A 24,426-nucleotide genomic window follows, 5' to 3' on the forward strand; every position below is an offset into this window, starting at 1 on the left:
TGCATCACCCCGCAGTCAGGCACTCGTCCCACTGCCAGTGTGCACCGCACCACCCCCATGAACGGTCCCCGAACGAACCCGGGCGGAGCAAAGGTTCCCTGTGCACGAGCGGCACGGCACCGACGTGGACGAGGACGCCGATCTCAGCGTCGCGCGGCCCGTGCCGCCCGCTGCCGCAGCTCCTCGTCGGGATCGCCCAGCAGCGCGCTCAGCGCACGGTGCCCCGCGGCCCCGCCCCGCTCCGCGAGCAGCCGGAACGCGGCGATCCGCACGTGCCGGGGCCACCCGGCACCGAGCCGCTCGACAAGCCACTCCTCGGGCACCAGCGCGGCCGAGGGCAGTACCACCGCGGTCACCTCCCGCACCACGGCCGGCGCGGGATCGTCGAGCAATGGCACCAGCCGCCGCACGTCGGCCGCGTCCAGCACGCGCAGCCCGGCCACGGCCCGCGCCCGCACGCCCGCGACCGGATGCCCGAGCAGCGGCCACAGCATCTCGGCGTCACCGCGCTCCCCGCACTCCGCGAGCCCGACGGCGGCCCCCGGCGGCAGGGTGGGATCGCCGGGATCCGCGCACCACTCGCGGTACCAGGACAGCGGATCGCCCCCGCCCTGCCGTACGACGTACCGTGCGCAGGCCCGCACGGTCCCCGCCCGGTCGGCCAGGAACTCCACGGCCCGCTCCGCCCGCCCGGTCCGCCGCAGTGCCGTCACCCCGGCCGAACGGACCCCTGGATTGCGCGCGGTGAGCAACGCCCGCAGCACGTCGTCGGCGTCCGCGTCCGCGTCGGCGGCCAGCGCGGCCAGAGCGCCGTCCGCGCACAGGTTCTGGACGACGACGTCGTCGTCGTGGGCGGCGGTCCGGGCGAGCCGGCCGGGGGAGAGGAGTCGCTGCTCGACCGCGAGCCGGTACGCGAACCGGCGTACGGTCCGATCGGCGTGCCCGAACAGACAGGTGAGCCGTTCGCCGGGCGCTCCGCGGAGTACCTCGGCCAGCAACTCCGTCGCGAAGGCACCCTGGTCCCGGCGCCCGAGGAGCAGGATCAGCGGCGCGAGCGTGAGGGCGGCACCAGGATCGAGAACCTCGCGGAGCACTGTCCGGGCGCGCTCGCGCACCGGTGCCACCCAGTCGGCACACCGCACGACGACCAGCGGCAGCAGGTCGGGGTACCGAGCCGCGGTTGTCAGCGCCGCCTCACGCGTCCGGCCGTCGCGATGGCAGAGGGCGAGCGCCAGCCGGGGCTCGTCGAGCAGCGACAGATCGGCCGGCAGCTGGGCGGCCTGTTCCCATCGCGCCATGCCGTCCAGGTGGTACGGGACCACCCGCGCCACCTCGTCCAACGCGAGCCACGCCCGTGGATCGGCGACGACGACCGCTGCCGTCAGGGGCGTGCCTCCGGCGAGCCGCATCGCCGCCGCATCCGCGTCCGGTCTGTTCTCCGGCACCGTCGCCCCCTCTAGTACGGAGCCTGGAACCGCGCGTACCCCAGCAGGAGGATCACCGCGGCCACGCAGCCCAGTACGAGTGCCGTCGACAGCCACGACGACCGGGGAGACGCCACCCGGTCGGGGTCGCCGCGGAACGGGACCGGCTCGGGTGGGTTCTCCTTCCAGCGGGCGGCCAGCATCCTGGCCCGCGCGGAAGGTTCCTTGTGCGCCGCGCCGTCCGCCCACTTGAGGTCGAACTCCCGCTCCGCGTCGTCCTTTTCGGGCATGCCCGTATCTCCCCCGTCACCTCTGTCGAGGTCTTCCGTCGAACAGCAGTGCCAGAAACCATACGACGACGCCCCCGTCCCTGGAAAACAGGAAACGGGGGCGTCGGCACAGCCCGAAGACCGCACACTCACGGGCCGGTCGGCCCGGGACCGGTCACACGTCGAAGTAGAGCTCGAACTCGTGCGGGTGCGGGCGCAGCTGGAGCGGGGCGATCTCGTTGGTGCGCTTGTAGTCGATCCACGTCTCGATCAGGTCGGACGTGAAGACGTCACCGGCGAGCAGGAACTCGTGGTCCGCCTCGAGGCGGTCGAGGACGGCCGGGAGCGAGGTCGGGACCTGGGCGACGCCCGCGTGCTCCTCGGGAGCCAGCTCGTAGAGGTCCTTGTCGATCGGCTCGGCCGGCTCGATCTTGTTCTTGATGCCGTCCAGGCCCGCGAGCAGCAGCGCGGAGAACGCCAGGTACGGGTTGCCGGAGGAGTCGGGCGCGCGGAACTCGACGCGCTTGGCCTTCGGGTTGGAGCCCGTGATCGGGATGCGCATGGCCGCGGAGCGGTTGCGCTGCGAGTACACGAGGTTGACCGGGGCCTCGAAGCCCGGGACCAGACGGTGGTAGGAGTTCACCGTCGGGTTGGTGAAGGCCAGCAGCGACGGGGCGTGCTTCAGGATGCCGCCGATGTAGTAGCGGGCCATGTCCGACAGGCCCGCGTAACCGGCCTCGTCGTAGAACAGCGGGGAACCGCCGGTCCACAGCGACTGGTGGACGTGCATGCCCGAGCCGTTGTCGCCGAAGATCGGCTTCGGCATGAAGGTCGCGGTCTTGCCGTTGCGCCAGGCGACGTTCTTCACGATGTACTTGAAGAGCTGGAGGTCGTCGGCCGCGGCGAGCAGCGTGTTGAACTTGTAGTTGATCTCGGCCTGGCCGGCGGTGCCCACCTCGTGGTGCTGGCGCTCGACCTGGAGGCCGGACGCGGCCAGCTCCAGGGAGATCTCCGCACGCAGGTCGGCGAAGTGGTCGACCGGCGGGGTCGGGAAGTAGCCGCCCTTGTAGCGGACCTTGTAACCGCGGTTGTTCTCGATCGCACCGGTGTTCCAGGCGCCGGCCTCGGAGTCGATGTGGTAGAAGGACTCGTTCGCGGAGGTCTGGAAGCGAACGCTGTCGAACACGTAGAACTCGGCCTCGGGGCCGAAGTACGCGGTGTCGGCGATACCGGTCGACGCCAGGTACGCCTCCGCCTTCTTCGCCACGTTGCGCGGGTCACGGGAGTACTGCTCGCCCGTGATCGGGTCGTGGATGAAGAAGTTGATGTTCAGCGTCTTGTCGCGGCGGAAGGGGTCCACGCGCGAGGTCGACAGGTCGGCGCGCAGCGCCATGTCCGACTCGTGGATGGCCTGGAAACCGCGGATCGACGAGCCGTCGAAGGCCAGCTCCTCGTCCGGGTCGAACGCCTCGACGGGCAGCGTGAAGTGCTGCATCACGCCCGGCAGGTCGCAGAAGCGGACGTCGACGAACTTGACGTCCTCGTCCGCGATGAACTTCTTGGCCTCGTCGGCGTTCTGGAACATCCAGCTCCTCCTACTCCCGGCCGTCGAGCCGGGGTGGTAGTTCGTTCGTGCGGCCAGTGCGGTGGCACACGCTGACATCGACCCTAGGGACGGGTGATTTCTCGGGCGTGACCCATTTGTTTCGCACAAGTTAACCGGACCCTGCCCGGTGTACCCCACCTGTCCGTATCGCGAAACGGGCGCAGTACCGTGGTCGGGTGGACAACAGGGATGCAATCGGCTCGTGGCTCTCGGGCCCCCGCGCGGCCGCCGAGGAAGCCGGTGTCGACTTCGGATACAGGGGCGAGCAGCTCGGTCTGCCGGAGGACGGGCCGGGCTCGATCGCCCGTCCCGGCCGGCGGCTCGCGGCGCTGGCCGTGGACTGGGGCTTCGGCGTCTTGATCGCATACAGCTTGATCACGGACGGCTACCACCCGGCGACGAGCAACTGGGCTCTGGTCGTCTTCTTCGTGCTGAGCGTCCTGACGGTCGGCACGGTCGGCTCCACCCCGGGCAAGCGCCTGTTCGGCCTGCGGGTGGTCTCCGTCGAGACCGGCACGGTCAGCCCCCTGCGCGCCGTGGCGCGCACGATCCTGCTCTGCCTGGCCCTCCCGGCCCTGATCTGGGACCGCGACGGCCGCGGCCTGCACGACCGCCTCGCCGGCACGGTGGAAGTCCGGATCTGAGCGTCCGGCCCGACCGAGCGGCTTCCCGACGAGCACCGCCGGTACGGCCGAAGGGCTTCCCGGCGAGTACCGCCGGTACGGCCGAGGGGCTTCCCGGCGAGGACCGGCGGTACGGCCGAAAGGCTTCCCGGTGGGGGTTCGGCGGTACGGGGATGGGCCGGCGAACGGCGATGTGCAGGCGGCGGTACGGCGAAGGGCCCGCCGATACGGCCGAAGGGCTTCTCCACGAGGGCCCGCCGGGTACGGCCGAAAGGCTTCTCCACGAGGGCCCGCCGGTACGGCCGAAAGGCTTCCCGGCGGTGGGTGGGCAGGCACGGCGAAGGGGGCGCCCGGAGTGATCCGGGCGCCCCCTTCGTGACGTGTGCGGGCGCGGCTCAGCGGGCCTTGCCGCCGCCGCCCTTCGGCAGGCGCATGCCCTTCGGCATCGGGCCCTTCGGCAGCGGCATGTTGCTCATCAGGTCGCCCATGGCGCGCAGCCGGTCGTTGGTGGCGGTCACCTGCGGGCCGGCCAGGACCCGCGGGTACTTCAGCAGGGTGGTGCGGAGCTTCTTCAGCTCGACCTGGCCCTCGCCCGTGCCGACGATCACATCGTGCACCGGCACGTCCGCGACGATGCGGTTCATCTTCTTCTTCTCGGCGGCCAGCAGGCTCTTCACCCGGTTCGGGTTGCCCTCGGCGACCAGGACGATGCCGGCCTTGCCGACGGCCCGGTGCACCACGTCCTGGCTGCGGTTCATCGCGACCGCGGGGGTCGTCGTCCAGCCCCGGCCGATGTTGTCGAGGACGGCCGCGGCAGCGCCCGGCTGGCCCTCCATCTGACCGAAGGCGGCCCGCTCGGCCCGGCGTCCGAACACGATCGCCGTCGCGAGGAAGGCGAGCAGGAAGCCCAGGATGCCCAGGTAGACCGGGTGGCCGATCAGGAAACCGATCGCGAGAAAGACGCCGAAGGTGATGAGGAAGACACCCGCGAGGACAAAACCGATCGTCTTGTCGGCCTTGTGGGTCATCTTGAACGTCAGGGCGATCTGCTTCAGTCGCCCGGGATTAGCGGCGTCCGCCGCGCTGTCACTTCTCGCCATGGCACGAAGTCTACGTGCCCCCGGAAGCGCCTACGACGGCAGGAGGGGAGGTGTGGGGAGTGGGGAGGGGGGTGGGTCAGGGACGGGCGGAGGTGACCGCCTCGAGGACGCGCTGCGCCTCGACCCGGTCCTTGGCGCGACGGCGGTCCTCGAGGACGGAGGTCCAGGCGTTGCGGCGGGCGGTGCGCTGGCCGCTGCTCATGAGCAGCGACTCGACGGCGCGCAGTGCGGTGCTGAAGGTCGGGATCGCGGTGGCGCGAACGGGCGCGGCCTGCATGGTGGGTGTCCCCCTCGGACGGGTTCGGGTACGGGGTTGTCCGGTGCACGTGATGTGACACCAGCGTCACTGATTGGTGTTACCAGGGCGTGACCGACCGGTCAAACACGAATGAAACCTTGGTGCGCGGGGCCGAAACGCTGACGCGACCCCGGCGTACGCCCTCATCTGCGAGGACGGCCGGAGCCGCGTCATATCGGTCACTACTGGTGAGTAGCATCTTGTGCGGGAATTCACACACTCGGCCTGCGTCCGTACGGCGCAAGGGAGCTGATGTGGCGTCAGACCGCCTGCGAGGCGATGTACGCCCCACGCTTCTCGACGGCCATCTGGTACAGCCGCCCGGCACGGTAGCTGGACCGTACCAGCGGGCCGGACATCACGCCGGAGAAGCCGATCTGCTCGGCCTCCTCCTTCAGCTCCACGAACTCGTGCGGCTTGACCCAGCGCTCCACCGGGTGGTGACGCACCGAGGGCCGCAGGTACTGCGTGATGGTGATCAGCTCGCAGCCGGCGTCGTGCAGCTGCCGCAGCGCCTCGCCGACCTCCTCACGGGTCTCGCCCATCCCGAGGATCAGGTTCGACTTGGTGACCAGCCCGTAGTCGCGGGCCGCCGTGATGACGTCCAGCGAGCGCTCGTAGCGGAAGCCGGGACGGATCCGCTTGAAGATCCGCGGAACGGTCTCGACGTTGTGCGCGAAGACCTCGGGCCGTGCGGAGAAGACCTCGGCCAGCTGCTCCGGAACGGCGTTGAAGTCGGGGGCGAGCAGCTCCACCTTGGTGCGCCCGGCCTCCCGTCCGGCGGTCTGCCGGTGGATCTCCCGGACGGTCTCGGCGTAGAGCCAGGCCCCGCCGTCCGCGAGGTCGTCCCGTGCAACACCGGTGATCGTGGCGTAGTTCAGGTCCATGGTGACGACGGACTCACCGACGCGCCGCGGCTCGTCGCGGTCCAGCGCCTCGGGCTTGCCGGTGTCGATCTGGCAGAAGTCGCAGCGCCGGGTGCACTGGTCGCCGCCGATCAGGAAGGTGGCCTCACGGTCTTCCCAGCACTCGTAGATGTTGGGACAGCCGGCTTCCTGGCACACGGTGTGCAGCCCCTCGCTCTTCACGAGGTTCTGCATCTTGGTGTACTCGGGACCCATTTTCGCCCGGGTCTTGATCCACTCGGGCTTGCGCTCGATGGGGGTCTGGCTGTTGCGGACCTCCAGGCGCAGCATCTTGCGTCCGTCGGGTGCGACTGCGGACACGTCGGCTCCCTGCCTGTCTGCTTAGACTTTCGATTCTTCGGCGTACACCAGGGTACGCCGCCCGTGTTTACGGGGCTCTGCTGTGAGGCCAACCTCAGAGCGGTGGGGCCCATTCCCGGTCAGGCGGTCGCCTTCTCGATCTCCCGCGGCTTCGGCTCCGCGTTCTCGAGGACGTCCCTCAGGTGGCGCTCCACCACGGGGAGCACCTCGTCGATCGTGACGTCCCGGCCCAGCTCGTGCGCCAGCGAGGCGACGCCCGCGTCCCGGATCCCGCACGGGATGATCCGGTCGAACCACTTGTTGTCCGGGTTCACGTTGAGCGCGAAGCCGTGCATCGTGACGCCCTTGGCGACCCTGATGCCGATCGCCGCGATCTTGCGGTCCTCGCGCCGCTGGCCCGCGTTCGAGGGGGCGTACTCCGGGCCGTTCAGCCGCGGGTCGAACTCCTCGTCGGTCAGCCGCGGGTCGAAGTCCAGCGACAGACCGCCGAGCGAGGGGCGCCGCTCCACCGGGTCGCCGAGCACCCACACCCCGCTGCGGCCCTCGACCCGGGACGTCTCCAGGCCGAACTCCGCGCACACGCCGATCAGGGCGTCCTCCAGCCGCCGCACATGGGCGACGACGTCCACCGGCCGCGGCAGCTTCAGGATGGGGTAACCCACCAGCTGTCCCGGCCCGTGCCAGGTGATCTTGCCGCCGCGGTCCACGTCCACGACCGGGGTGCCGTCCAGGGGGCGCTCGTCATCGGCGGTGCGCCGGCCGGCGGTGTACACCGGGGGGTGCTCCAGGAGCAGCACGGTGTCCGGGACCTCGTCGGTGAACCGTGCCGCGTGCACACGGCGTTGCTCGTCCCACGCCTCCTGGTAGTCGACGGCGTCCCCGCCGAACCCCATCCGGACGAACCGCAACTCGCTCACGGCAAGCGCCTCCCTGGAAAGTCGTCAGGCACGTCACGCGCCCACGCCACTGTACGTCCGCGCGCCCCGCGTCAGCCCTGGGGTCAATCCTCACACGATCGGATGAATGAACGTCGATATGTGCGACCGGCTGCTTACGCTCCGCTACATTCGCGCCGTTCACGAGGCCAAATGGGCTGCTCACCGCAGCAGGCACTTCATCCGGGCACGTCAAAGGCCCGGCAGGCAGGAGACCGCACCGCAGATGACGGAACGACCCGCGCAGCGCACTCCCAACCGCCAGCTCGCCGCGCTCATCGCAGAAGCGGGCTTCTCCAACGCGGGACTGGCCCGTCGCGTCGATCAGCTAGGCCTCGAACACGGGCTGGATCTCAGATACGACAAGACGTCCGTCACCCGGTGGCTGCGGGGGCAGCAGCCCCGGGGCACCACCCCCGCGCTCATCGCCGAGGTCTTCACCCGGCGTCTGGGCCGTCGCCTCACCGCCCAGGACCTCGGCCTGGACGCCTGCGCCCCCGTCTACGCGGGTCTGGAGTTCGCCGGCACCCCCGAGGAGGCCATCGACATCGTCGGCGGGCTCTGGCGCAAGGACTCCGGCAGTCACGCCGAGCTCCGCAAGATCGCCTTCACCCCGGCGGGGCTCGTCGTGCCCAGCCGGGACTGGCTGATCGGCCGGGCCGACGAGAAGGTCGCCCGCAGCGACACGTCCGCCAGGGTGCCCGTCCAGGGCCGTCCGGCGCCCCGGCCCGCCCCGTCCCAGCAGCCCTCCTCCGGGCCGCCCGTGGTGGCGCCGGCCCTGGTGCTGCCGGGGCAGACGGCCGTCCCCCGGCAGCGCGGCCAGGGCGGCGAGCGGGGCCTCGGCCAGCGGGTCACCGGCGGCGACATCTCCGCGCTCCGCTCGGTCGGCGAGCTCTTCCGCACCCTCGACGACCGGTACGGCGGCGGTCATGCCCGCCAGGCGCTCGTGCGCTACCTGGAGCACGAGTGCGAGCCGATGCTGCGGGGCGTCTACGGCGAGCAGACCGGCCGCCGTCTGTTCGGCGCGGCCGCCGACCTGACCCGCCTCGCGGGCTGGACCTCCTTCGACATCGCCGCGCACGGACTCGCCCAGCGCTACTTCGTCCAGGCCCTGCGGCTGTCCCAGGCGGCCGGGGACCGGGCGTACGGCTCCTTCGTCCTCGTCACCATGAGCCGCCAGGCCGTCTATCTCGGCCACGGGCGCGAGGCCGTGCAGCTCGCGCGGGTGGCGCAGCAGGGGGTCGGCACCGGCGCCCCGGCCGTCGTGCAGGCGCTGCTGCACTCGGCGGAGGCGCGCGGGCACGGGGTGCTCGGCGAGGTGCGGGCCTCGACCGCCGCCCTCGTCCGCGCCGAACGCGCGCTGGAGGCGGCGAAGTCCGGCGACGAGGTGCCGCACTGGGCGCGCTTCTTCGACGAGGCGCAGCTCGCCGACGAGTTCGGGCACTGCCACCGGGACCTCCAGCAGTTCCGGGCGGCCGCCCAGCACGCCGAGCGCTCCCTCCAGCTGCGTCCCGCCGCGCACGCCCGCAGCCGGCTGTTCTGCCGGGTCGTCCTCGCCTCCGCCCGGCTCGGCCTCGGCGAACTCGACCAGGCCTGTCAGCTGGCCGCGGAGGCGGCCGGGCAGGCGGCGGAGATGCGGTCCGTCCGCGCGCTGGAGTACGTGCGGGACTTCGAGCGCCGGCTGGAGCCGTACAAGGACGCGGCCCCGGCCCGCACCTACCGCGACAAGGTGTCGGCCCTGGGCTGACCACCCCTGGGGGCTCCCGCCCCCGGACCCCCGTATCGGCCCTGAACGGGCCTCGTCCTCGAACGCCGGACGGGCTGGAATGCCCGGCCGTGGCCTCGCCACTGACCGAGACGGGTGGTGGGTGGGCAGAGGCCGGGGGCCGGGGCCCCCAGGGGTGCCCCGGCCACGGCTCAGGCCGCTGTCTGCTCCCGCTGGGCCGTCGGCGACGGTTCGGCGGCGTGCAGTGAACCGGCGGCGCGCAGATCGGACACGATGGCCGACGCGGCCCGGTGCGCCGAGTGCAGCGCGCCCTGCACGGTGCTGGTGTCCCGGTGGTCGCCGCACACGTACAGGCCCGCCAGCAGGCGCACCGCCCGTCGCAGATCGTGCGGCGCCCGCATCGTCGGCACGGCCTCGGCGGTGTGATGCACCGCCAGCGTCTCCCAGCGCGCGGTCGAGACGCCGTACAGCCGGGCCAGATGCATGCGTACGGCGGTGTCGACGCCCGGCGGCGGGGTGCCGAGGACCGTGGACGAGATCAGCGCGCGTCCGGCGGGCGCGCGGCCGGGGTCGACCCGGCTGACCACGGCCGTGTGCGCGACCGGCCCGCCCCGGTCGGCGTCGAGGAGCAGCGACGCACCGGTACCGGGCGGGTCGTCCGTCGTGTGGTGGACGACCGTCACCGGATGGAAGTCGGGCACCCGCAGGCCGGGCAGCAGCTCCGCCGCGGTGCGAGCGTCGGTGGCGACCAGCACGGCGCGGCAGCGGAACTCACCGTGCTCGGCGGTGGTCACCGAGGTCGTGGAGACCGAGGTGACCCGCACCCCGGTGTGCACGGTGCCCGGCGGCAGCGTCCGCGCGAGCAGCTCGGGCAGCACCTCGGCCCCGCCCTCCGGAAGTGACAGCCGGCCCGCCGCGAAGGCGCGCAGCGCGAGGTCCGCGCACCGGCTGGAGGTGGTGAGGTCCGGGTCGCAGAGCAGCGCGGCGAGCAGCGGACGCAGGAAGCCGTCGACCGTGCGGGCGGGCAGCCCGCGGGCCGCGAGGGCCTCGGCGGCCGGCGACTCCGGGCGGCGCATCAGGCGTTCGGCGGGGGTGGCCGCGAGCCGGGTGAGCGCGGCGCCCAGCCGGGCCTGGTCCACGGCGGTGCCCAGCGGTGCCCCCGCCCGGACCCTGGGCGGCGGCGCCGGCCGCACCTGCGCGGCGGGGGAGCCTCCGGCGCGCGGCCGGGGCAGTGCGCCCGGCCGGGGAACGCTCGCCAGGGCGCGTACGGCGTGCAATGCGCCCCTTGCGCTCCCCGCGCCCGCCTGCGCGCCCGCGCGGTGATGGCGCCCGTCGCTGTGCAGCAGCACCCCCGGCGCGAACGGGCGCAGAACGAGATCGTCCAGCCCCGGTGTCAGGGCCAGTTCCGGATACGCCGTGGACAGCAGCTGTCCGATGCGGTCGAGCCGGAACCCGTCGACCTTCTCCGTCGACATGCGGCCGCCCACGTAAGGAGCGGCCTCCAGGACTGCGGTCGTTACTCCTGCGCTGGCCAGCCGGTGCGCGGCGGAGAGTCCGGCGACACCGGCTCCCACCACGACGACATCTGCCTGGTACGCGGGCTCAAGCACGTGCCCCTCCTCGAGGTTGCGCGGCCGGTGGAGACGTCATGCCCCCAACAGCCGTCCCGGATACCCGAGTTCGGGTCGAGGTTAGGGCCGTGATCGGTCAGGAACAGTCGCGCATGGACAGGGCACGGTCGCACGGCGGTCGCATACGGTCACGCGAAGGATCAGGCTGCCCGGATGGCGTCCTCGATCCCGGGGAACGCGAAGGTGAACCCGGACTCCAGCAGCCGCTTCGGCACCACCCGCGCGCTCCCCAGCACGTCCCCGGCCATCTCGCCCAGCACCGAGCGCAGGACCGGCGCCGGCACCGCGAACAGCGTCGGCCGGTGCAGCACCCGCCCCATCGCCTCGGTGATCTGCCGGTTCGTCAGCGGCTCGGGCGCGGTCAGGTTGAACGGTCCCGACAGGTCGTCCCGGTCGAGCAGATGCCGGATCGCCGCCACCTCGTCGTGCAGCGCGATGTACGACCAGTACTGTCGGCCGTCGCCCATCCGCCCCCCGAGCCCGGCCGTGAAGAGGGGGAACAACTTGCCCCAGGCCCCGCCGCCACGCGCCACGACCAGCCCGGTCCGGGTGAACACCGTACGGACGCCCGCCTCCAGGGCCGGGCCCGCTGCCGCCTCCCACTCCACGCACAGCTCCGGCAGGAAGCCGCTCCCGGCGGGCGAGCCCTCGTCCACGATCCGCTCGCCCGTCTCGCCGTACAGGCCCATCGCGCTGCCGTTCACGAACACCCGCGGCCGTTCGTCGAGCGAGGCCACGGCCTTCGCCAGCGCCGTCGTACCGTGCACCCGGCTGTCGTGGATCCGCTTCTTGTACGCCTCGCTCCAGCGCCGGTCGCCGACGCCCGCCCCGGCCAGATTCACCACGGCGGAACACCCGGCGAGTCCGGCCGTGTCCACCTGCCCCCGCTCGGGATCCCAGCGCACCTCGTCCGCGTCCCGGGGCGCGTGGCGCACGAGGCGTACCACCCGGTGCCCGTCCGCGGTCAGGGACCGCACCAGGGCGCTGCCGATCAGGCCGGAGGCACCGGCCACCGCGATTCGCTCACTGTCCATGCGGCCATCCTGCCCCCGGGGCCGCACAAAACCCCGGTCAGGTCGCGGGCTGCCCGCCATAGGGTGACGGCCATGCCCGAACCTTCCGCACCCCTCATCCGCACCGCGCGGCCCGCCGACGCCGAGACGCTGGCCCTCGTCGACCGGCTGACCTGGTCCCCGCTGCACGCGGTCATGCCCGAGCCGGAGCCGCCGTACGCCCCCTTCTTCGACGCGCGCCACGTCCCCGAGGACTATCTGGTCGCCGAACTGGACGACCGTGTCATCGGCTACATCCGTCTCGCCCCGCCCACCCCGCTCGCCTGCAACGCGCACGTCCGGCAGATACAGGGCCTCGCCGTCCTGGACGAGGGGCGCGGCCGGGGCGTCGGACGGGCGCTGATCCGCGCCGCGCTCGACGAGGCCCGCCGGCAGGGCGCCCGCCGGATGACCCTGCGCGTCCTCGGCCCCAACGCCCCGGCCCGGGGGCTCTACGAGTCCGAGGGGTTCGTGGTGGAGGGCGTGCTGCCGGAGGAGTTCCTGCTGGACGGGAAGTACGTGGACGACGTGTTCATGGGGCGTCCGCTGTAGAGCGCCGCGCGGGGCTCAGGAGGTCGCCGGCTTCCCCGTGTCCACCGGCTCCGTCGCCTTCGCCGCCCGCTCGGCGTCGCCGGCCACCTCGGCCGCCGTGAGCACGTACCCCGTCTCGTCGTCGGAGGTGGAGCGGGCGAAGACGACGCCGTACACCCGGCCCGCGGTGGTCAGCAGCGGGCCGCCCGAGTTGCCGGGCCGGACGGTGGAGCGGATCGAGTAGATCTCCCGGGTGACGATCTCGTCGTTGTAGATGTTCCGGCCGGTCGCCTTCACCCGGTTCGCGACCGTCGCCGCCTGGAGGTTCAGGTCGCCGTCCTGCGGATAGCCGGCGACGACCGCCGAGTCGCCGCGCGAGGCGTCGTCGTCGAAGCCCAGCACCGGCGCCCGCAGGCCGGGCACGTACAGCACGGCCACGTCCTTGTCCGGGTCGAAGAGCACCACGCGCGCGTCGTACGACCGGCCCACGCCGCCGATCCGTACGGTCGGGTCGTCGATGCCCGCCACCACGTGCGCGTTGGTCATCACATGCTCGCTCGCGTACACGAAACCGCTGCCCTCGCGGCCCTGGTCGCCCGAGACTCCCTCGATCTTCACCGTGCTCAGCTTGGCCGCCTCGGTCGCGCTCGGGGTGACGCTGTCGCCGGTGGGCTCGGCGACCTCGGCCGTCGACTCGTTCTCGAACGGGTTGAAGACCTGCGGGAAGCCCGCCTGGGTCAGCGCCGAGGTGGCCCGTGAGAACCAGGTGGGCGTGGTGTCCGGCATGGCGTCCTGCACGGCCCCCAGCAGCCGGGAGTCCCGTATGGACGAGGTGACCACCGGGGACGAGGACGCGCCCAGCACGCTCGCCGCCACCCACGCCACGATCAGCACCGCCACCGCGTTCGCCGCCGCCCCGCCGACCCCGTCGGCCACCCTGAGCGGCCCGCGATCCAGCTCCCGCCGCAGCCGCAGCGCGAGCCGCCCCGCCAGCTCGTGCCCGGCGACCGCGGGAAGGAGGACCGTGAACACCGCCGTCACCGTCGCCGCCGTGGTCCCCGGGGTGACCAGGTTCATCAGCCACGGCAGGACCCATACGCCGATCACCGCGCCGCCCACGAAACCGGCGAGCGAGACACAGCCGGCCACCAGTCCACGCCGGTAGCCGGAGCCGGCGTAGGCCAGCATCACCAGCACCAGCAGGATGTCGAGCAGGTCCACACGGCCGCCTTTCTCTTGGAACCCCTGGTCGGTGAGTACGTGCCGGAAGGGCCCAGTGATCAGCGGCCCGTCGATCACGCGCGCGTGACCGTCCGAACCGGCCACGCGTGCGTGTACCCGGAAAACGTCACGGACCGGGAGGTTGGTTCCACCAGGTGGCACAGCACACATCGCGGACGGACCGGAACCGGCCGACAGTGGTCTCATGTGTGCCCTCAGACCGGCCGCCCGCGGCGCGCCGGGAACGCGAGGACGGCGCCCGGCGCGGATACCGGGCCCCCTCCTCGTGCTCCTGGGCTGCCTGCCCGGGCTCGCCGCCGTGGCCGCCCTGGGGCTGTGCGCGGGCGGCGTCGACCACGCCGCCACCGCCGCCTCGGGCCCCCGCCCGCCCGCCGCCCGGCCCGCCGTCGCCCACCCGGCGGTCCGGCCGCCCATCGTGCCCCGCGCCGTCTGGCTGGACGACCTCGCCCGGCACGCGCAGCCGCCCCCGCGCTACGACGACAAGGTCGTCGCCGTCTTCGTGCACCACACCGACTCGCCCAACGGCTACGCCTGCGCCGACGCGCCCCGCATCATCCGTTACCTGTACGCGGGCCAGACCGGCGCCCGGGACTGGGACGACATCGGCTACAACTTCCTCGTCGACCGCTGCGGCACCATCTACGAGGGCCGCGCCGGCGGCGTCGACCGGCCCGTCACCGGTGCCCACACCCAGGGCTTCAACCACCGCACGGCCGGTATCGCCGCACTCGGCACCTTCACCGCCGGGGTACCGGTGCCCCAGGCGATGGTCGACGCGATCGCCGCCCTGACCGCCTGGAAGCTCGGACTGTCCGGCGTCGACCCGCGCGCGGACGTCCGGCTCGTCTCCAGCAACAGCCGCAGCCGGTACGCCGCCGGCACCCCCGCCACGCTCCCCGCGCTGGCCGGCCACAAGGACGGGTACATGACCAGCTGTCCCGGCGCCGCCCTCACCGCACGGTTGCCGGAGATCCGGCGAACGGCGGCCCGGCTGCAGGGCAGAACGGCCGGCCGGGCCGTCCGGACTCTCACAGGAACGCCTTAGGCGGCGTTCAGGGTTCTCCCATTCCCGCGTCCTACGGTCATGCACAACACAAACGACCGGAGGCGGGGATCATGAACAGCAGTCGTCACACGGGAAGCACGGGAAACACGGGAAACACCGCGGGCACGGGGGGCACGGGCGCCGTGGCGGCCGACGAACGCAACCCGGCCTGGACCAAGGCGGCCCGCAGCCCCTGGACCGTGCTCTGCGCCGTCGCGGCGGTCGTCCTGGGCCCGGCCGCGACCACCGCCTCCGCGCTGGAGCAGGCCAACAGGGCGCCGATGCACCACGCGGTCCGGATCGATCAGTCGCAGGCGTACATCCCGACGGACAGCACCCGCCGCAAGCTCGCGGTGTGACCGCCGGCGCGGGTCACTCCTTGAAGCGCTGCCACAGCCGGGGATACCGCTCGGCCAGCGCCCCCTCGTTCTCGAAGGAGACCGGCGTGCCCTCGGGTTCGGCGGGCGCGGGCGGAATGCCCAGGTCCGGGGCGACGGTCCCGGTGAGCTCCTCGTAGGCCTCGTCGGCCGCGTAGCCGAGTTCCTCGCCGTCTCCGTCGATCTCCCCGTCGAAGTCGTCCAGCAGATCGGCGAGCGAGTCCGGGTCGCCGTGCAGGGCGCCCTCGAAGACCTCGCGGCCCTGTCCGATCAGCCAGCACCGGAAGAAGTCGAAGGCGTCGTCGCTGGCCCCGTCCAGCAGCAGCCAGGCAGCGCCCCACAGGTCCCAGCGGTAGGCGCGGTTGTAGCGGGACTCGAAGTGCCGGGCGAAGTCGAGCACGGAGTCCGGGTCCAGCCGGAGCAGCCGTTCCACGAGCAGATCCGCCTGCTCCTCCGGGTCGCCCCCGGCGGCCTCGCGGGAGGCGTCGACCAGCTCCCAGAACTCCGTCTCGTCCATCACGCGTCCAGCATCGTGCCTCGCAGTGCGCCACGCACCCGGAGTGCCGGGGATTCCGGCAAGATCCTCACTCTTCCCGACCCCCGTAGAGCTCCGTCAGCCGTATCGCGTCCGCCGCGAACCGCTCCCGCAGCGTGGCCGGGGAGAGCACCTCGGCCTCCGGCCCCAGCGCCGCGAGCTGCGTGTGCGCCACCTCCTCCGACTCGACCCGCAGGGTGACCGTCACCCAGCCCGCGTCGTCCGGCTCCGCGACCCCCGCCAGCGCGTCGCGGGCGGCCACCGGATCCACCGCGTACGGCAGGTCGCGCATGCCCGCCCCGGAGAGCCGCAGCACCACCTCGGCCCGCAGGATCGACCGCGCGAACCGCTCGGCCTGCGCACCCCAGAACCCGGGCAGGTCGAAGTCCTCGTCCCTGCTGAATCGATCCTCCAGGACATCCGCGCCGACGAACCGGTCGATCCGATAGGTCCGGAACGCCCCCGCCCCCGTCCCCGCACCCGTTCCCGAATCGGTCCCCGGCCCCGCCCCCGCACCCGTCCCCGCCGCTGCTTCCGTCCCGGCCCCCGGTCCCGCCTGTGGCCCGGCGGCCCCCGTCGCCGTGCCCGTGCCCGCCCGGCCGACCCGGGCGCACAGGTACCAGACCCCCGCCTTGAGCACGAGCCCGTACGGCTCCAGTTCCCGCACCACCTCGCTCTCCCCGCGCCGGTAGCGGGCCCGCACGCACCGGTCGTCCCACACCGCGTCCGCGATCACCGGCAGCAGGGCCGGCGCCGCCGGCTCCCGGAACCAGGCGGGCGCGTCCAGGTGGAACCGCTGCGCCGCCGTACGCGGCGCATCCCGCAGGGAGGGCAGCAGAGCCGCCGACACCTTCAGCCGCGCGGCGGAGGCGAGGTCCTCGAGTCCCATCTCCCGCAACGCCCCCGGCACGCCGCTCAGGAACAGTGCCTCGGCCTCGCCGCGCCCCAGCCCCGTCAGCCGCGTCCGATAGCCCCCGACGAGCCGGTAGCCCCCCGCCCGCCCCCGCTCCGCGTAGACCGGCACGCCCGCCTCGGAGAGTGCCTGGGCGTCCCGCGTGACGGTCCGCTCCGACACCTCCAGCTCCCGGGCCAGCTCGGAGGCGGTCATGGTGGGCCGCGACTGGAGGAGAAGCACCATCTTGATGAGGCGGGCAGCGCGCATGCGCTCATCTTGCCGGGTCGTCGACCGCGCTCCGGCTGCGATCGGTCACGCGGTGTCCCGGCCGGCCATCGAGGGGCGCGGGAAACTGCGCGACCGGCCCCCCACCGGCCAACGCCCGACGGCCGACACACGACCGGAAGACGGGGAAACGGGAAAACGGGTGAGGGGCCCGGCAGCTTCGGCCGCCGGGCCCCTCACCCACTTACGAACCCAGGGCTTACAGCCCGTACCGCTCGCGCGCTTCCTTCACCGCGGTCACCTTGACCTCACCGCGGCGGGCGAGCTGGGCCAGGGCCGCGACGACGATCGACTCGGCGTCGACGCCGAAGTGGCGGCGGGCCGCCTCACGGGTGTCGGAGAGGCCGAAGCCGTCCGCGCCCAGCGAGGACCAGTCCTGCTCGACCCACTGCGCGATCTGGTCCGGCACCTGGCGCATGTAGTCGGAGACCGCGAGGACCGGGCCCTCGGCGCCCTGGAGCGCCTGACGGACGTACGGCAGGCGCTCCTCGCCGCGCAGCAGGGCCGCGTCGGCCTCCAGCGCGTCACGGCGCAGCTCCGTCCAGGAGGTCGCGGACCACACGTCGGAGGCCACACCCCACTCCTCGGCGAGCAGCTTCTGTGCCTTCAGGGTCCAGTGGATCGCCGTGCCGGAGGCCAGGAGCTGGATGCGCGGGGCGTTGGCCGCCGCCACCTGCACGCCCGCCGACTCCGCCGTGTTGAAGCGGTACAGGCCCTTGAGGATGCCCTCGTCGACGCCGGCCGGCTTGGCCGGCTGCGGCATCGGCTCGTTGTAGACCGTGAGGTAGTAGAAGACGTTCGGGTCCTCGCCCGGGGCCGCCGCGCCGTACATCCGGCGCAGACCGTCCTTGACGATCGTCGCGATCTCGTACGCGAACGCCGGGTCGTAGCTGAGGGCGGCCGGGTTGGTCGCGGCGATGACCGGGGAGTGGCCGTCGGCGTGCTGGAGGCCCTCGCCCGTCAGGGTCGTACGGCCGGCCGTCGCGCCGACGAGGAAGCCGCGGCCCAGCTGGTCGCCGAGCTGCCACATCTGGTCGGCCGTGCGCTGCCAGCCGAACATCGAGTAGAAGATGTAGAACGGGATCATCGCCTCACCGTGCGTGGAGTACGCGGTGGACGCGGCGATGAAGTCGGCCATCGAACCGGCCTCGGTGATCCCCTCGTTGAGGATCTGGCCGTTCTTGGCCTCCTTGTAGTACATCAGCTGGTCGCGGTCGACCGGCTCGTACGTCTGGCCCTTGGGGGAGTAGATCCCGAGCGACGGGAACAGGCTCTCCATACCGAAGGTGCGCGCCTCGTCGGGGACGATCGGCACCCAGCGCTTGCCGGTCTCCTTGTCGCGGACCAGGTCCTTGACCAGCCGGACGAAGGCCATGGTCGTGGCCACGTTCTGGGAGCCGGAGCCCTTGTCGAACGCGGCGAACGCCTTGTCGGCGGCAGCCGGCAGCGGTGCGAGGGCGTGCGTACGGCGGGCCGGGGCCGGGCCGCCGAGGGCAGCGCGGCGCTCCTGGAGGTAGCGGACCTCGGGGGAGTCGGCGCCCGGGTGGCCGTAGGGGACCACGCCGTCGACGAACTGCGCGTCCGAGATCGGCAGCTCCAGCAGGTCGCGCATCGTCTTGAACTCGTCCACCGAGAGCTTCTTCATCTGGTGGTTGGCGTTCTTCGACGCGAAGCCCTCGCCGAGGGTGTGGCCCTTGACCGTCTGGGCCAGGATGACCGTCGGGGCGCCCTTGAACTCCACGGCCGCCTTGTAGGCCGCGAACACCTTGCGCGCCTCGTGACCACCGCGGGAGAGGTGGAAACACTCGAGGATCTTGTCGTCGCTCAGCAGCTTCGCCAGCTCGGCGAGGGCCGGGTCCTTGCCGAAGAAGTCCTCGCGGATGTAGGCGGCGCCCCGCGTCTGGTACGTCTGCACCTGGGCGTCGGGCACCTCGCGCAGCCGTCGGACGAGCGCGCCCGTGGTGTCGAGCTGGAACAGCTCGTCCCAGGCGGAGCCCCACAGCGACTTGATCACGTTCCAGCCCGCGCCGCGGAACTGGGCCTCCAGCTCCTGCACGATCTTGAAGTTCGCGCGGACCGGGCCGTCGAGGCGCTGGAGGTTGCAGTTGATGACGAAGGTCAGGTTGTCCAGACCCTCGCGGGAGGCGAGTGCGAGTGCCGCGGTCGACTCGGGCTCGTCCATCTCGCCGTCGCCGAGGAACGCCCACACGTGCGACGCGGAGACGTCCTTGATGCCGCGGTTGGTGAGGTACCGGTTGAAGCGCGCCTGGTAGATGGCGGAGAGCGGGCCGAGGCCCATCGACACCGTCGGGAACTCCCACAGCCAGGGCAGGCGACGCGGGTGCGGGTACGACGGGAGGCCGTCGCCGCCCGCCTCCTGGCGGAAGCGGTCGAGGTGCTGCTCGGTCAGCCGGCCGTCGAGGAAGGCGCGGGCGTAGATGCCGGGGGAGGCGTGGCCCTGGATGTAGAGCTGGTCGCCCGAGCCGTCGGCCTCCTTGCCCTTGAAGAAGTGGTTGAAGCCGGTCTCGTAGAGCCAGGCGGCGGAGGCGAAGGTGGCGATGTGGCCGCCGACGCCGTATTTGCTGCCCCGGGTCACCATCGCGGCCGCGTTCCAGCGGTTCCACGCGGTGATCTTCCGCTCCATCTCCTCGTCACCGGGCGCGGACGGCTCGGCGGCGGTGGGGATGGTGTTGACGTAGTCCGTCTCGAGCAGCTTGGGCAGCGCGATGCCGTTGCCCTCGGCACGCTCCAGCGTGCGGCGCATCAGATATGCGGCACGGTGCGGCCCGGCCGCCTTGGCGACCGCGTCCAGGGAGGCCTGCCATTCGGCGGTCTCCTCCGGGTCCCGGTCGGGGAGCTGGTCGAGCGCGCTCGGCTGGATGGCCTGGGGGTCGGTCATGTCGCCGCCTTCCTCAGTCGAAGGGGGTTCCCTGTGAGGTTGTTTCCGGGGGTGCCCTTGGTCTTTGGCAGGACAGGGCGTGGGGCTCGGTGCGATGCCATGGGTGGCACCGTCCGCGGCCCGTCGGCGACTGTAACCCCCTGATCGATGATCGATCAAAGGGTTGAAGGGCAAAACCTCTCGATTGCGAGAAAGTAGGCACGGCGTGCCTTTCGGGCAGGCACCCCGTGCCGCGTCGATGCGGGGTTTTCGCAGGTCGGAGCACACGGATGAGCGCGTGTACGCTCCACTGGACTACGCCCGGGGAGCGCACCCGAGGACATGCGCCTTCACCAGCTCGGCGATCCTCGGATCCCGCCGCCGGAAGGCCTGCACGAGCTCCTCGTGCTCTTCCGCGTACGACTGCTGGACCGTCCCCAGCCAGCGGATCGACAGCGCCGTGAACACCTCGATGCCGAGGCCCTCCCAGGTGTGCAGCAGCACCGAGTTGCCGGCCGCCCGGACCAGCTCCCGGTGGAAACCGACGGTGTGCCGCACCTGGGCCGTGCCGTCGGCGTCGCGGTCCGCCTCGTACAGCGCCGCGACGTGCGGTTCGAGGGCCGAGCAGTCCTCCGCCAGGCGCTGCGCGGCCAGCTCCGCCGCGATCGCCTCCAGGCCGGCCCGGACGGGGTAACTCTCCTCCAGGTCCGCCGCCGTGAGGTTGCGCACCCGCACGCCCTTGTTCGGCGCGGACTCGATCAACCGCAGCGACTCCAGCTCGCGCAGCGCCTCCCGCACCGGCGTCTGGCTGACCTCCAGCTCGGTCGCGATCCGGCGCTCCACGATCCGCTCGCCCGGCTTCCAGCGGCCGCTCACGATCCCCTCCACGATGTGCTCGCGGATCTGTTCGCGCAGCGAGTGGACGACGGGCGCGGTCATGAGGGCTCCTTTGAGGAGGGGCCGCACGGGCCCCCGGGGGCGTTTGACGTTTAGACAATACGGCCGGGGGCGTCCGGGGGAGAGGCGCACAGAGGCGCTTTCACGCAGGTGAGACGAGACTTACACGCCCACGGCTGCGTGCCGCCGTAAAGACACCGTAAAGAACGCACCGGAGTCCGGAGTCCGGGAACCGCAGGCGGTGCGCCGTCGACGAGGGCCCGCCCGCGGCAGCCCGAAGGCCCCCGCCCGGAGGGTTCCGGACGGGGGCCTTCGGCTGTCGGGCCTGGGAGGTCAGAGGCCGAGTTCGACCTCGAACTCGCCGGCTTCCAGGATCGCCTTGACCGCGGTCAGGTAACGGGCCGCGTCGGCGCCGTCGACCAGACGGTGGTCGTAGGACAGGGTCAGGTACGTCATGTCGCGGACGCCGATGACCGTGCCCTCCTCCGTCTCGATGACGGCCGGACGCTTGACCGTGGCACCGATGCCGAGGATCGCGACCTGGTTCGGCGGCACGATGATCGTGTCGAACAGCGCGCCGCGCGAGCCGGTGTTGCTGACGGTGAAGGTCGCGCCGGACAGCTCGTCCGGGGTGATCTTGTTCGCGCGGACCTTGCCCGCAAGCTCGGCCGTGGCCTTGGCGATGCCGGCGATGTTCAGGTCGCCCGCGTGCTTGATGACCGGGGTCATCAGGCCCTTCTCGGAGTCCACCGCGATACCGATGCTCTCGGTGTCGAAGTAGGTGATCGTGCCCTCGTCCACGTTGATCCGGGCGTTGACGGCCGGGTGGGCCTTCAGCGCCTGGGCCGCCGCCTTCACGAAGAACGGCATCGGGGAGAGCTTGACGCCCTCGCGGGCCGCGAAGGAGTCCTTCGCCTGCGCGCGGAGCTTCATCAGCCGGGTGATGTCGACCTCGACGACCGAGGACAGCTGCGCCTGCTCGTGCAGCGCCTTGACCATGTTGTCGCCGATGACCTTGCGGATGCGGGGCATCTTCACGGTCTGGCCACGCAGCGGGGAGGCCTCGAGCGACGGGGCCTTCTTCGCGGCGGCAGGGGCCGCGGCGGCCGGAGCCGGAGCGGCGGCGGCCTTCGCGGCCTCGGCGGCGGCGAGGACGTCCTGCTTGCGGACGCGACCACCGACACCGGTGCCCTTGACGGCGGCCAGGTCGACGCCGTTCTCGGCGGCGAGCTTGCGCACCAGCGGGGTCACGTAGGCGCCGTCGTCGCCAGCCGGAGCGGCGGGCGCGGGGGCGGCCGGGGCGACCGGAGCCGGGGCGGCCGGCGCGGGGGCCGGGGCGGCCGGAGCGGCGGCGACCGGGGCGGGCGCCGGAGCGGCCGGGGCCGGAGCCGGGGCAGCGGCGGGAGCCGGAGCCGGAGCGGCGGCGGGCGCCGGAGCCGGGGCAGCGGCGGGCGCCGGAGCCGGAGCGGCGGGGGCCGGGGCGGCGGCCGGAGCCGCGCCCGGGGCGCCGATGACGGCGAGCTTGGCGCCGACCTCGGCGGTCTCGTCCTCGCCGACCGTGATCTCGAGCAGCACACCGGAGGTGGGCGCCGGGATCTCGGTGTCGACCTTGTCGGTCGAGACCTCGAGCAGCGGCTCGTCCTCCGTGACCTCCTCGCCGACCTGCTTCAGCCAGCGGGTGACGGTGCCCTCGGTGACGGACTCGCCGAGCGCGGGCAGGACGACGTCCGTGCCCTCGGCGGAACCGCCGCCGGCGGCGGCCTCGGCGGTGGGAGCCGGGGCCGGGGCCGCCTGCTCGGTGGACGGCTGGGCGGCCGGGGCCGGCTCGGGGGCCGGCGGAGCGACCTCCTCGGCGGCCGGAGCCGGGGCGGCGGCCGGGGCGCCGGTGCCGTCGTCGATGACGGCGAGCTCGGCGCCGACCTCGACCGTCTCGTCCTCGGCGACCTTGATGGAGGCCAGAATGCCGGCGGCGGGGGAGGGGATCTCGGTGTCGACCTTGTCGGTCGAGACCTCGAGCAGGGGCTCGTCGGCCTCGACGCGCTCACCCTCGGCCTTCAGCCAGCGGGTGACAGTGCCCTCGGTGACGCTCTCGCCGAGCGCCGGAAGGGTTACGGAAACCGCCATGGTTTCGGTTGCTCCTTACGAATTGCGGAAGTCTGTGTCGTCGCGGAGTCGCTTGGTCGACCGAGGGTCAGTCGTGCGAGTGCAGCGGCTTGCCCGCCAGGGCCAGGTGGGCCTCGCCGAGCGCCTCGTTCTGCGTCGGGTGGGCGTGGATGAGCTGCGCGACCTCGGAGGGCAGCGCCTCCCAGTTGTAGATCAGCTGGGCTTCGCCGACCTGCTCGCCCATGCGGTCGCCGACCATGTGGACGCCGACCACGGCACCGTCCTTCACCTGGACGAGCTTGATCTCGCCCGAGGTGTTGAGGATCTTGCTCTTGCCGTTGCCCGCGAGGTTGTACTTCAGAGCGACGACCTTGTCCGCGCCGTAGAGCTCCTTGGCCTTGGCCTCGGTGATGCCCACGGAAGCGACCTCGGGGTGGCAGTACGTCACCCGGGGGACACCGTCGTAGTCGATCGGGACGACCTTCTGACCGGCCAGCCGCTCCGCGACCAGCATGCCCTCGGCGAAGCCGACGTGCGCGAGCTGGAGGGTCGGGACCAGGTCGCCGACGGCGGAGACGGTCGGCACGTTGGTGCGCATGTACTCGTCGACCAGGACGTAGCCGCGGTCCATGGCGACGCCCTGCTCCTCGTAGCCGAGACCGGCGGAGACGGGCCCGCGGCCCACCGCGACCAGCAGGACCTCGGCCTCGAACTCCTTGCCGTCGGCCAGCGTGACCTTGACGCCGTCGGCCGTGTACTCGGCCTTGGAGAAGAAGGTGCCCAGGTTGAACTTGATGCCGCGCTTGCGGAACGCGCGCTCAAGAAGCTTGGAGGAGTTCTCGTCCTCGAGCGGGGCCAGGTGCTTGAGGCCCTCGATGATCGTGACGTCCGCGCCGAAGGACTTCCACGCCGAGGCGAACTCGACGCCGATGACACCACCGCCGAGGATGATCGCGGACTTCGGCACACGGTCCAGGACGAGGGCGTGGTCCGAGGAGATGATCCGGTTGCCGTCGATCTCCAGGCCAGGCAGCGACTTCGGCACGGAGCCGGTCGCGAGCAGCACGTGGCGGCCCTGGACGCGCTGTCCGCCCACGTCGACGGAGGTCGGGGAGGACAGCCGGCCCTCACCCTCGATGTACGTCACCTTGCGGGAGGCGATCAGCCCCTGCAGGCCCTTGTACAGGCCCGAGACGACACCGTCCTTGTACTTGTGGACGGCGGGGACGTCGATGCCCTCGAAGGTGGCCTTGACGCCGAACTGCTCGCTCTCGCGGGCCTGGTCGGCGATCTCGCCCGCGTGCAGCAGAGCCTTGGTGGGGATGCAACCCCGGTGCAGGCAGGTGCCGCCGACCTTGTCCTTCTCGATCAGGGCGACGTCCAGGCCCAGCTGCGCCCCGCGCAGGGCCGCGGCGTAACCGCCACTACCACCGCCGAGGATCACTAGGTCGAAAACGGTGCTGGCGTCGTTCGCCACGTCACGTCCTCCATGCATGTGCGCCGTGCGCCGGTCGTCGCTGACCGCCGGCGGCTGGTGTCCGGCCGCTCTTTCTCGGCCCTGTGGTGGGGGCCCTGTCCTGCCGAGGCCCATCTTCGCACTTGCGGGAGACGAACGAGACGCGGGGCCGGGGTGTGAGACACCCCACGCTCACATGAGACCGGGCGGAACGACCCGTCCCGGGGCGCGGGGAACCGCGCGACCGGCCACATCCGGCCCGCGGCCGTCATCCGACGGACGGGCCCGAGTG

General features: G+C 72.3%; 21 protein-coding genes. 5 read left to right on the forward strand and 16 right to left on the reverse strand.

Annotated elements, in window-relative coordinates; genetic code table 11:
* Window positions 1–143: 143 nt before the first annotated feature.
* The 3 genes from OG440_RS27000 to glnA form a co-directional block, all read right to left on the reverse strand.
* The gene (locus OG440_RS27000) at window positions 144–1,445 is read right to left on the reverse strand and encodes a HEAT repeat domain-containing protein (RefSeq protein WP_406009375.1); all 1,302 of its coding nucleotides are present in this window, start codon (window positions 1,443–1,445) and stop codon (window positions 144–146) included.
* Window positions 1,446–1,456: 11 nt separating this feature from the next.
* Complete coding sequence (locus tag OG440_RS27005) at window positions 1,457–1,714, reverse strand: hypothetical protein (RefSeq protein WP_406009376.1); 258 nt, start codon at window positions 1,712–1,714, stop codon at window positions 1,457–1,459.
* Between the two features lie 154 nt (window positions 1,715–1,868).
* Window positions 1,869–3,278: a type I glutamate--ammonia ligase gene (glnA, locus tag OG440_RS27010; RefSeq protein WP_054237964.1), complete on the reverse strand. Its 1,410-nt coding sequence runs from the start codon at window positions 3,276–3,278 to the stop codon at window positions 1,869–1,871.
* Between the two features lie 197 nt (window positions 3,279–3,475).
* Here glnA and OG440_RS27015 point away from each other — a divergent pair, with 197 nt between their 5' ends.
* The gene (locus tag OG440_RS27015; protein WP_406009377.1) at window positions 3,476–3,943 is read left to right on the forward strand and encodes an RDD family protein; all 468 of its coding nucleotides are present in this window, start codon (window positions 3,476–3,478) and stop codon (window positions 3,941–3,943) included.
* A gap of 374 nt (window positions 3,944–4,317) precedes the next feature.
* Here OG440_RS27015 and OG440_RS27020 read toward each other — a convergent pair whose 3' ends face one another.
* The 4 genes from OG440_RS27020 to lipB all read right to left on the reverse strand — a co-directional run bounded on the left by OG440_RS27020 (window position 4,318) and on the right by lipB (window position 7,463).
* Window positions 4,318–5,022: a DUF4191 domain-containing protein gene (locus OG440_RS27020; protein ID WP_406009378.1), complete on the reverse strand. Its 705-nt coding sequence runs from the start codon at window positions 5,020–5,022 to the stop codon at window positions 4,318–4,320.
* 76 nt (window positions 5,023–5,098) lie between these two features.
* Window positions 5,099–5,299, reverse strand: a complete 201-nt coding sequence (locus OG440_RS27025) for a hypothetical protein (protein ID WP_171396819.1) — start codon at window positions 5,297–5,299, stop codon at window positions 5,099–5,101.
* A 281-nt stretch (window positions 5,300–5,580) separates the two neighbouring features.
* Entirely contained in the window at window positions 5,581–6,546 is a 966-nt protein-coding gene (gene lipA / locus OG440_RS27030; RefSeq protein ID WP_406009379.1) for a lipoyl synthase, read from the reverse strand.
* 119 nt (window positions 6,547–6,665) lie between these two features.
* On the reverse strand, window positions 6,666–7,463 hold the full coding sequence (lipB, locus tag OG440_RS27035; RefSeq protein ID WP_406009380.1) for a lipoyl(octanoyl) transferase LipB: 798 nt from the start codon (window positions 7,461–7,463) through the stop codon (window positions 6,666–6,668).
* 244 nt (window positions 7,464–7,707) lie between these two features.
* Between lipB and OG440_RS27040 the strand changes: the two genes are divergently transcribed.
* On the forward strand, window positions 7,708–9,228 hold the full coding sequence (locus OG440_RS27040; RefSeq protein WP_406009381.1) for a regulator: 1,521 nt from the start codon (window positions 7,708–7,710) through the stop codon (window positions 9,226–9,228).
* A 170-nt stretch (window positions 9,229–9,398) separates the two neighbouring features.
* Here the strand turns inward: OG440_RS27040 and OG440_RS27045 are convergent, their stop codons facing one another.
* Together OG440_RS27045 and OG440_RS27050 are read right to left on the reverse strand one after the other, a co-directional pair.
* Window positions 9,399–10,817: an NAD(P)/FAD-dependent oxidoreductase gene (locus OG440_RS27045; protein WP_406009382.1), complete on the reverse strand. Its 1,419-nt coding sequence runs from the start codon at window positions 10,815–10,817 to the stop codon at window positions 9,399–9,401.
* Between the two features lie 161 nt (window positions 10,818–10,978).
* Complete coding sequence (locus OG440_RS27050) at window positions 10,979–11,872, reverse strand: TIGR01777 family oxidoreductase (RefSeq protein WP_406009383.1); 894 nt, start codon at window positions 11,870–11,872, stop codon at window positions 10,979–10,981.
* A 72-nt stretch (window positions 11,873–11,944) separates the two neighbouring features.
* Here OG440_RS27050 and OG440_RS27055 point away from each other — a divergent pair, with 72 nt between their 5' ends.
* Window positions 11,945–12,442: a GNAT family N-acetyltransferase gene (locus tag OG440_RS27055; protein ID WP_406009384.1), complete on the forward strand. Its 498-nt coding sequence runs from the start codon at window positions 11,945–11,947 to the stop codon at window positions 12,440–12,442.
* A gap of 15 nt (window positions 12,443–12,457) precedes the next feature.
* Here the strand turns inward: OG440_RS27055 and OG440_RS27060 are convergent, their stop codons facing one another.
* Entirely contained in the window at window positions 12,458–13,642 is a 1,185-nt protein-coding gene (locus OG440_RS27060) for a MarP family serine protease (RefSeq protein ID WP_406009385.1), read from the reverse strand.
* A gap of 286 nt (window positions 13,643–13,928) precedes the next feature.
* Here OG440_RS27060 and OG440_RS27065 point away from each other — a divergent pair, with 286 nt between their 5' ends.
* Together OG440_RS27065 and OG440_RS27070 are read left to right on the forward strand one after the other, a co-directional pair.
* Entirely contained in the window at window positions 13,929–14,708 is a 780-nt protein-coding gene (locus OG440_RS27065) for a peptidoglycan recognition protein (RefSeq protein ID WP_406011468.1), read from the forward strand.
* 71 nt (window positions 14,709–14,779) lie between these two features.
* Window positions 14,780–15,067, forward strand: a complete 288-nt coding sequence (locus tag OG440_RS27070; protein WP_406009386.1) for a hypothetical protein — start codon at window positions 14,780–14,782, stop codon at window positions 15,065–15,067.
* 13 nt (window positions 15,068–15,080) lie between these two features.
* Here OG440_RS27070 and OG440_RS27075 read toward each other — a convergent pair whose 3' ends face one another.
* The 6 genes from OG440_RS27075 to lpdA all read right to left on the reverse strand — a co-directional run bounded on the left by OG440_RS27075 (window position 15,081) and on the right by lpdA (window position 24,155).
* Window positions 15,081–15,605 (reverse strand): DUF4240 domain-containing protein, encoded by a 525-nt coding sequence (locus OG440_RS27075; RefSeq protein ID WP_406009387.1) that lies wholly within the window; start codon window positions 15,603–15,605, stop codon window positions 15,081–15,083.
* Window positions 15,606–15,669: 64 nt separating this feature from the next.
* Window positions 15,670–16,782, reverse strand: coding sequence for a helix-turn-helix transcriptional regulator (locus OG440_RS27080; RefSeq protein WP_406009388.1), 1,113 nt, complete (start codon window positions 16,780–16,782; stop codon window positions 15,670–15,672).
* Window positions 16,783–16,999: 217 nt separating this feature from the next.
* Window positions 17,000–19,699 (reverse strand): pyruvate dehydrogenase (acetyl-transferring), homodimeric type, encoded by a 2,700-nt coding sequence (aceE, locus tag OG440_RS27085; protein ID WP_406009389.1) that lies wholly within the window; start codon window positions 19,697–19,699, stop codon window positions 17,000–17,002.
* Window positions 19,700–19,993: 294 nt separating this feature from the next.
* The gene (locus OG440_RS27090; protein WP_062647583.1) at window positions 19,994–20,617 is read right to left on the reverse strand and encodes a GntR family transcriptional regulator; all 624 of its coding nucleotides are present in this window, start codon (window positions 20,615–20,617) and stop codon (window positions 19,994–19,996) included.
* A 291-nt stretch (window positions 20,618–20,908) separates the two neighbouring features.
* A complete protein-coding gene (gene sucB, locus OG440_RS27095) occupies window positions 20,909–22,699 on the reverse strand; it encodes a 2-oxoglutarate dehydrogenase, E2 component, dihydrolipoamide succinyltransferase (RefSeq protein ID WP_406009390.1) in 1,791 nt (596 codons plus the stop codon).
* A gap of 67 nt (window positions 22,700–22,766) precedes the next feature.
* Window positions 22,767–24,155, reverse strand: coding sequence for a dihydrolipoyl dehydrogenase (gene lpdA / locus OG440_RS27100; protein WP_406009391.1), 1,389 nt, complete (start codon window positions 24,153–24,155; stop codon window positions 22,767–22,769).
* Window positions 24,156–24,426: the final 271 nt, after the last annotated feature.

Origin of the sequence: Streptomyces sp. NBC_00637 (assembly GCF_045161545.1) — a bacterium.
Taxonomy (GTDB): Bacteria; Actinomycetota; Actinomycetes; order Streptomycetales; family Streptomycetaceae; genus Streptomyces.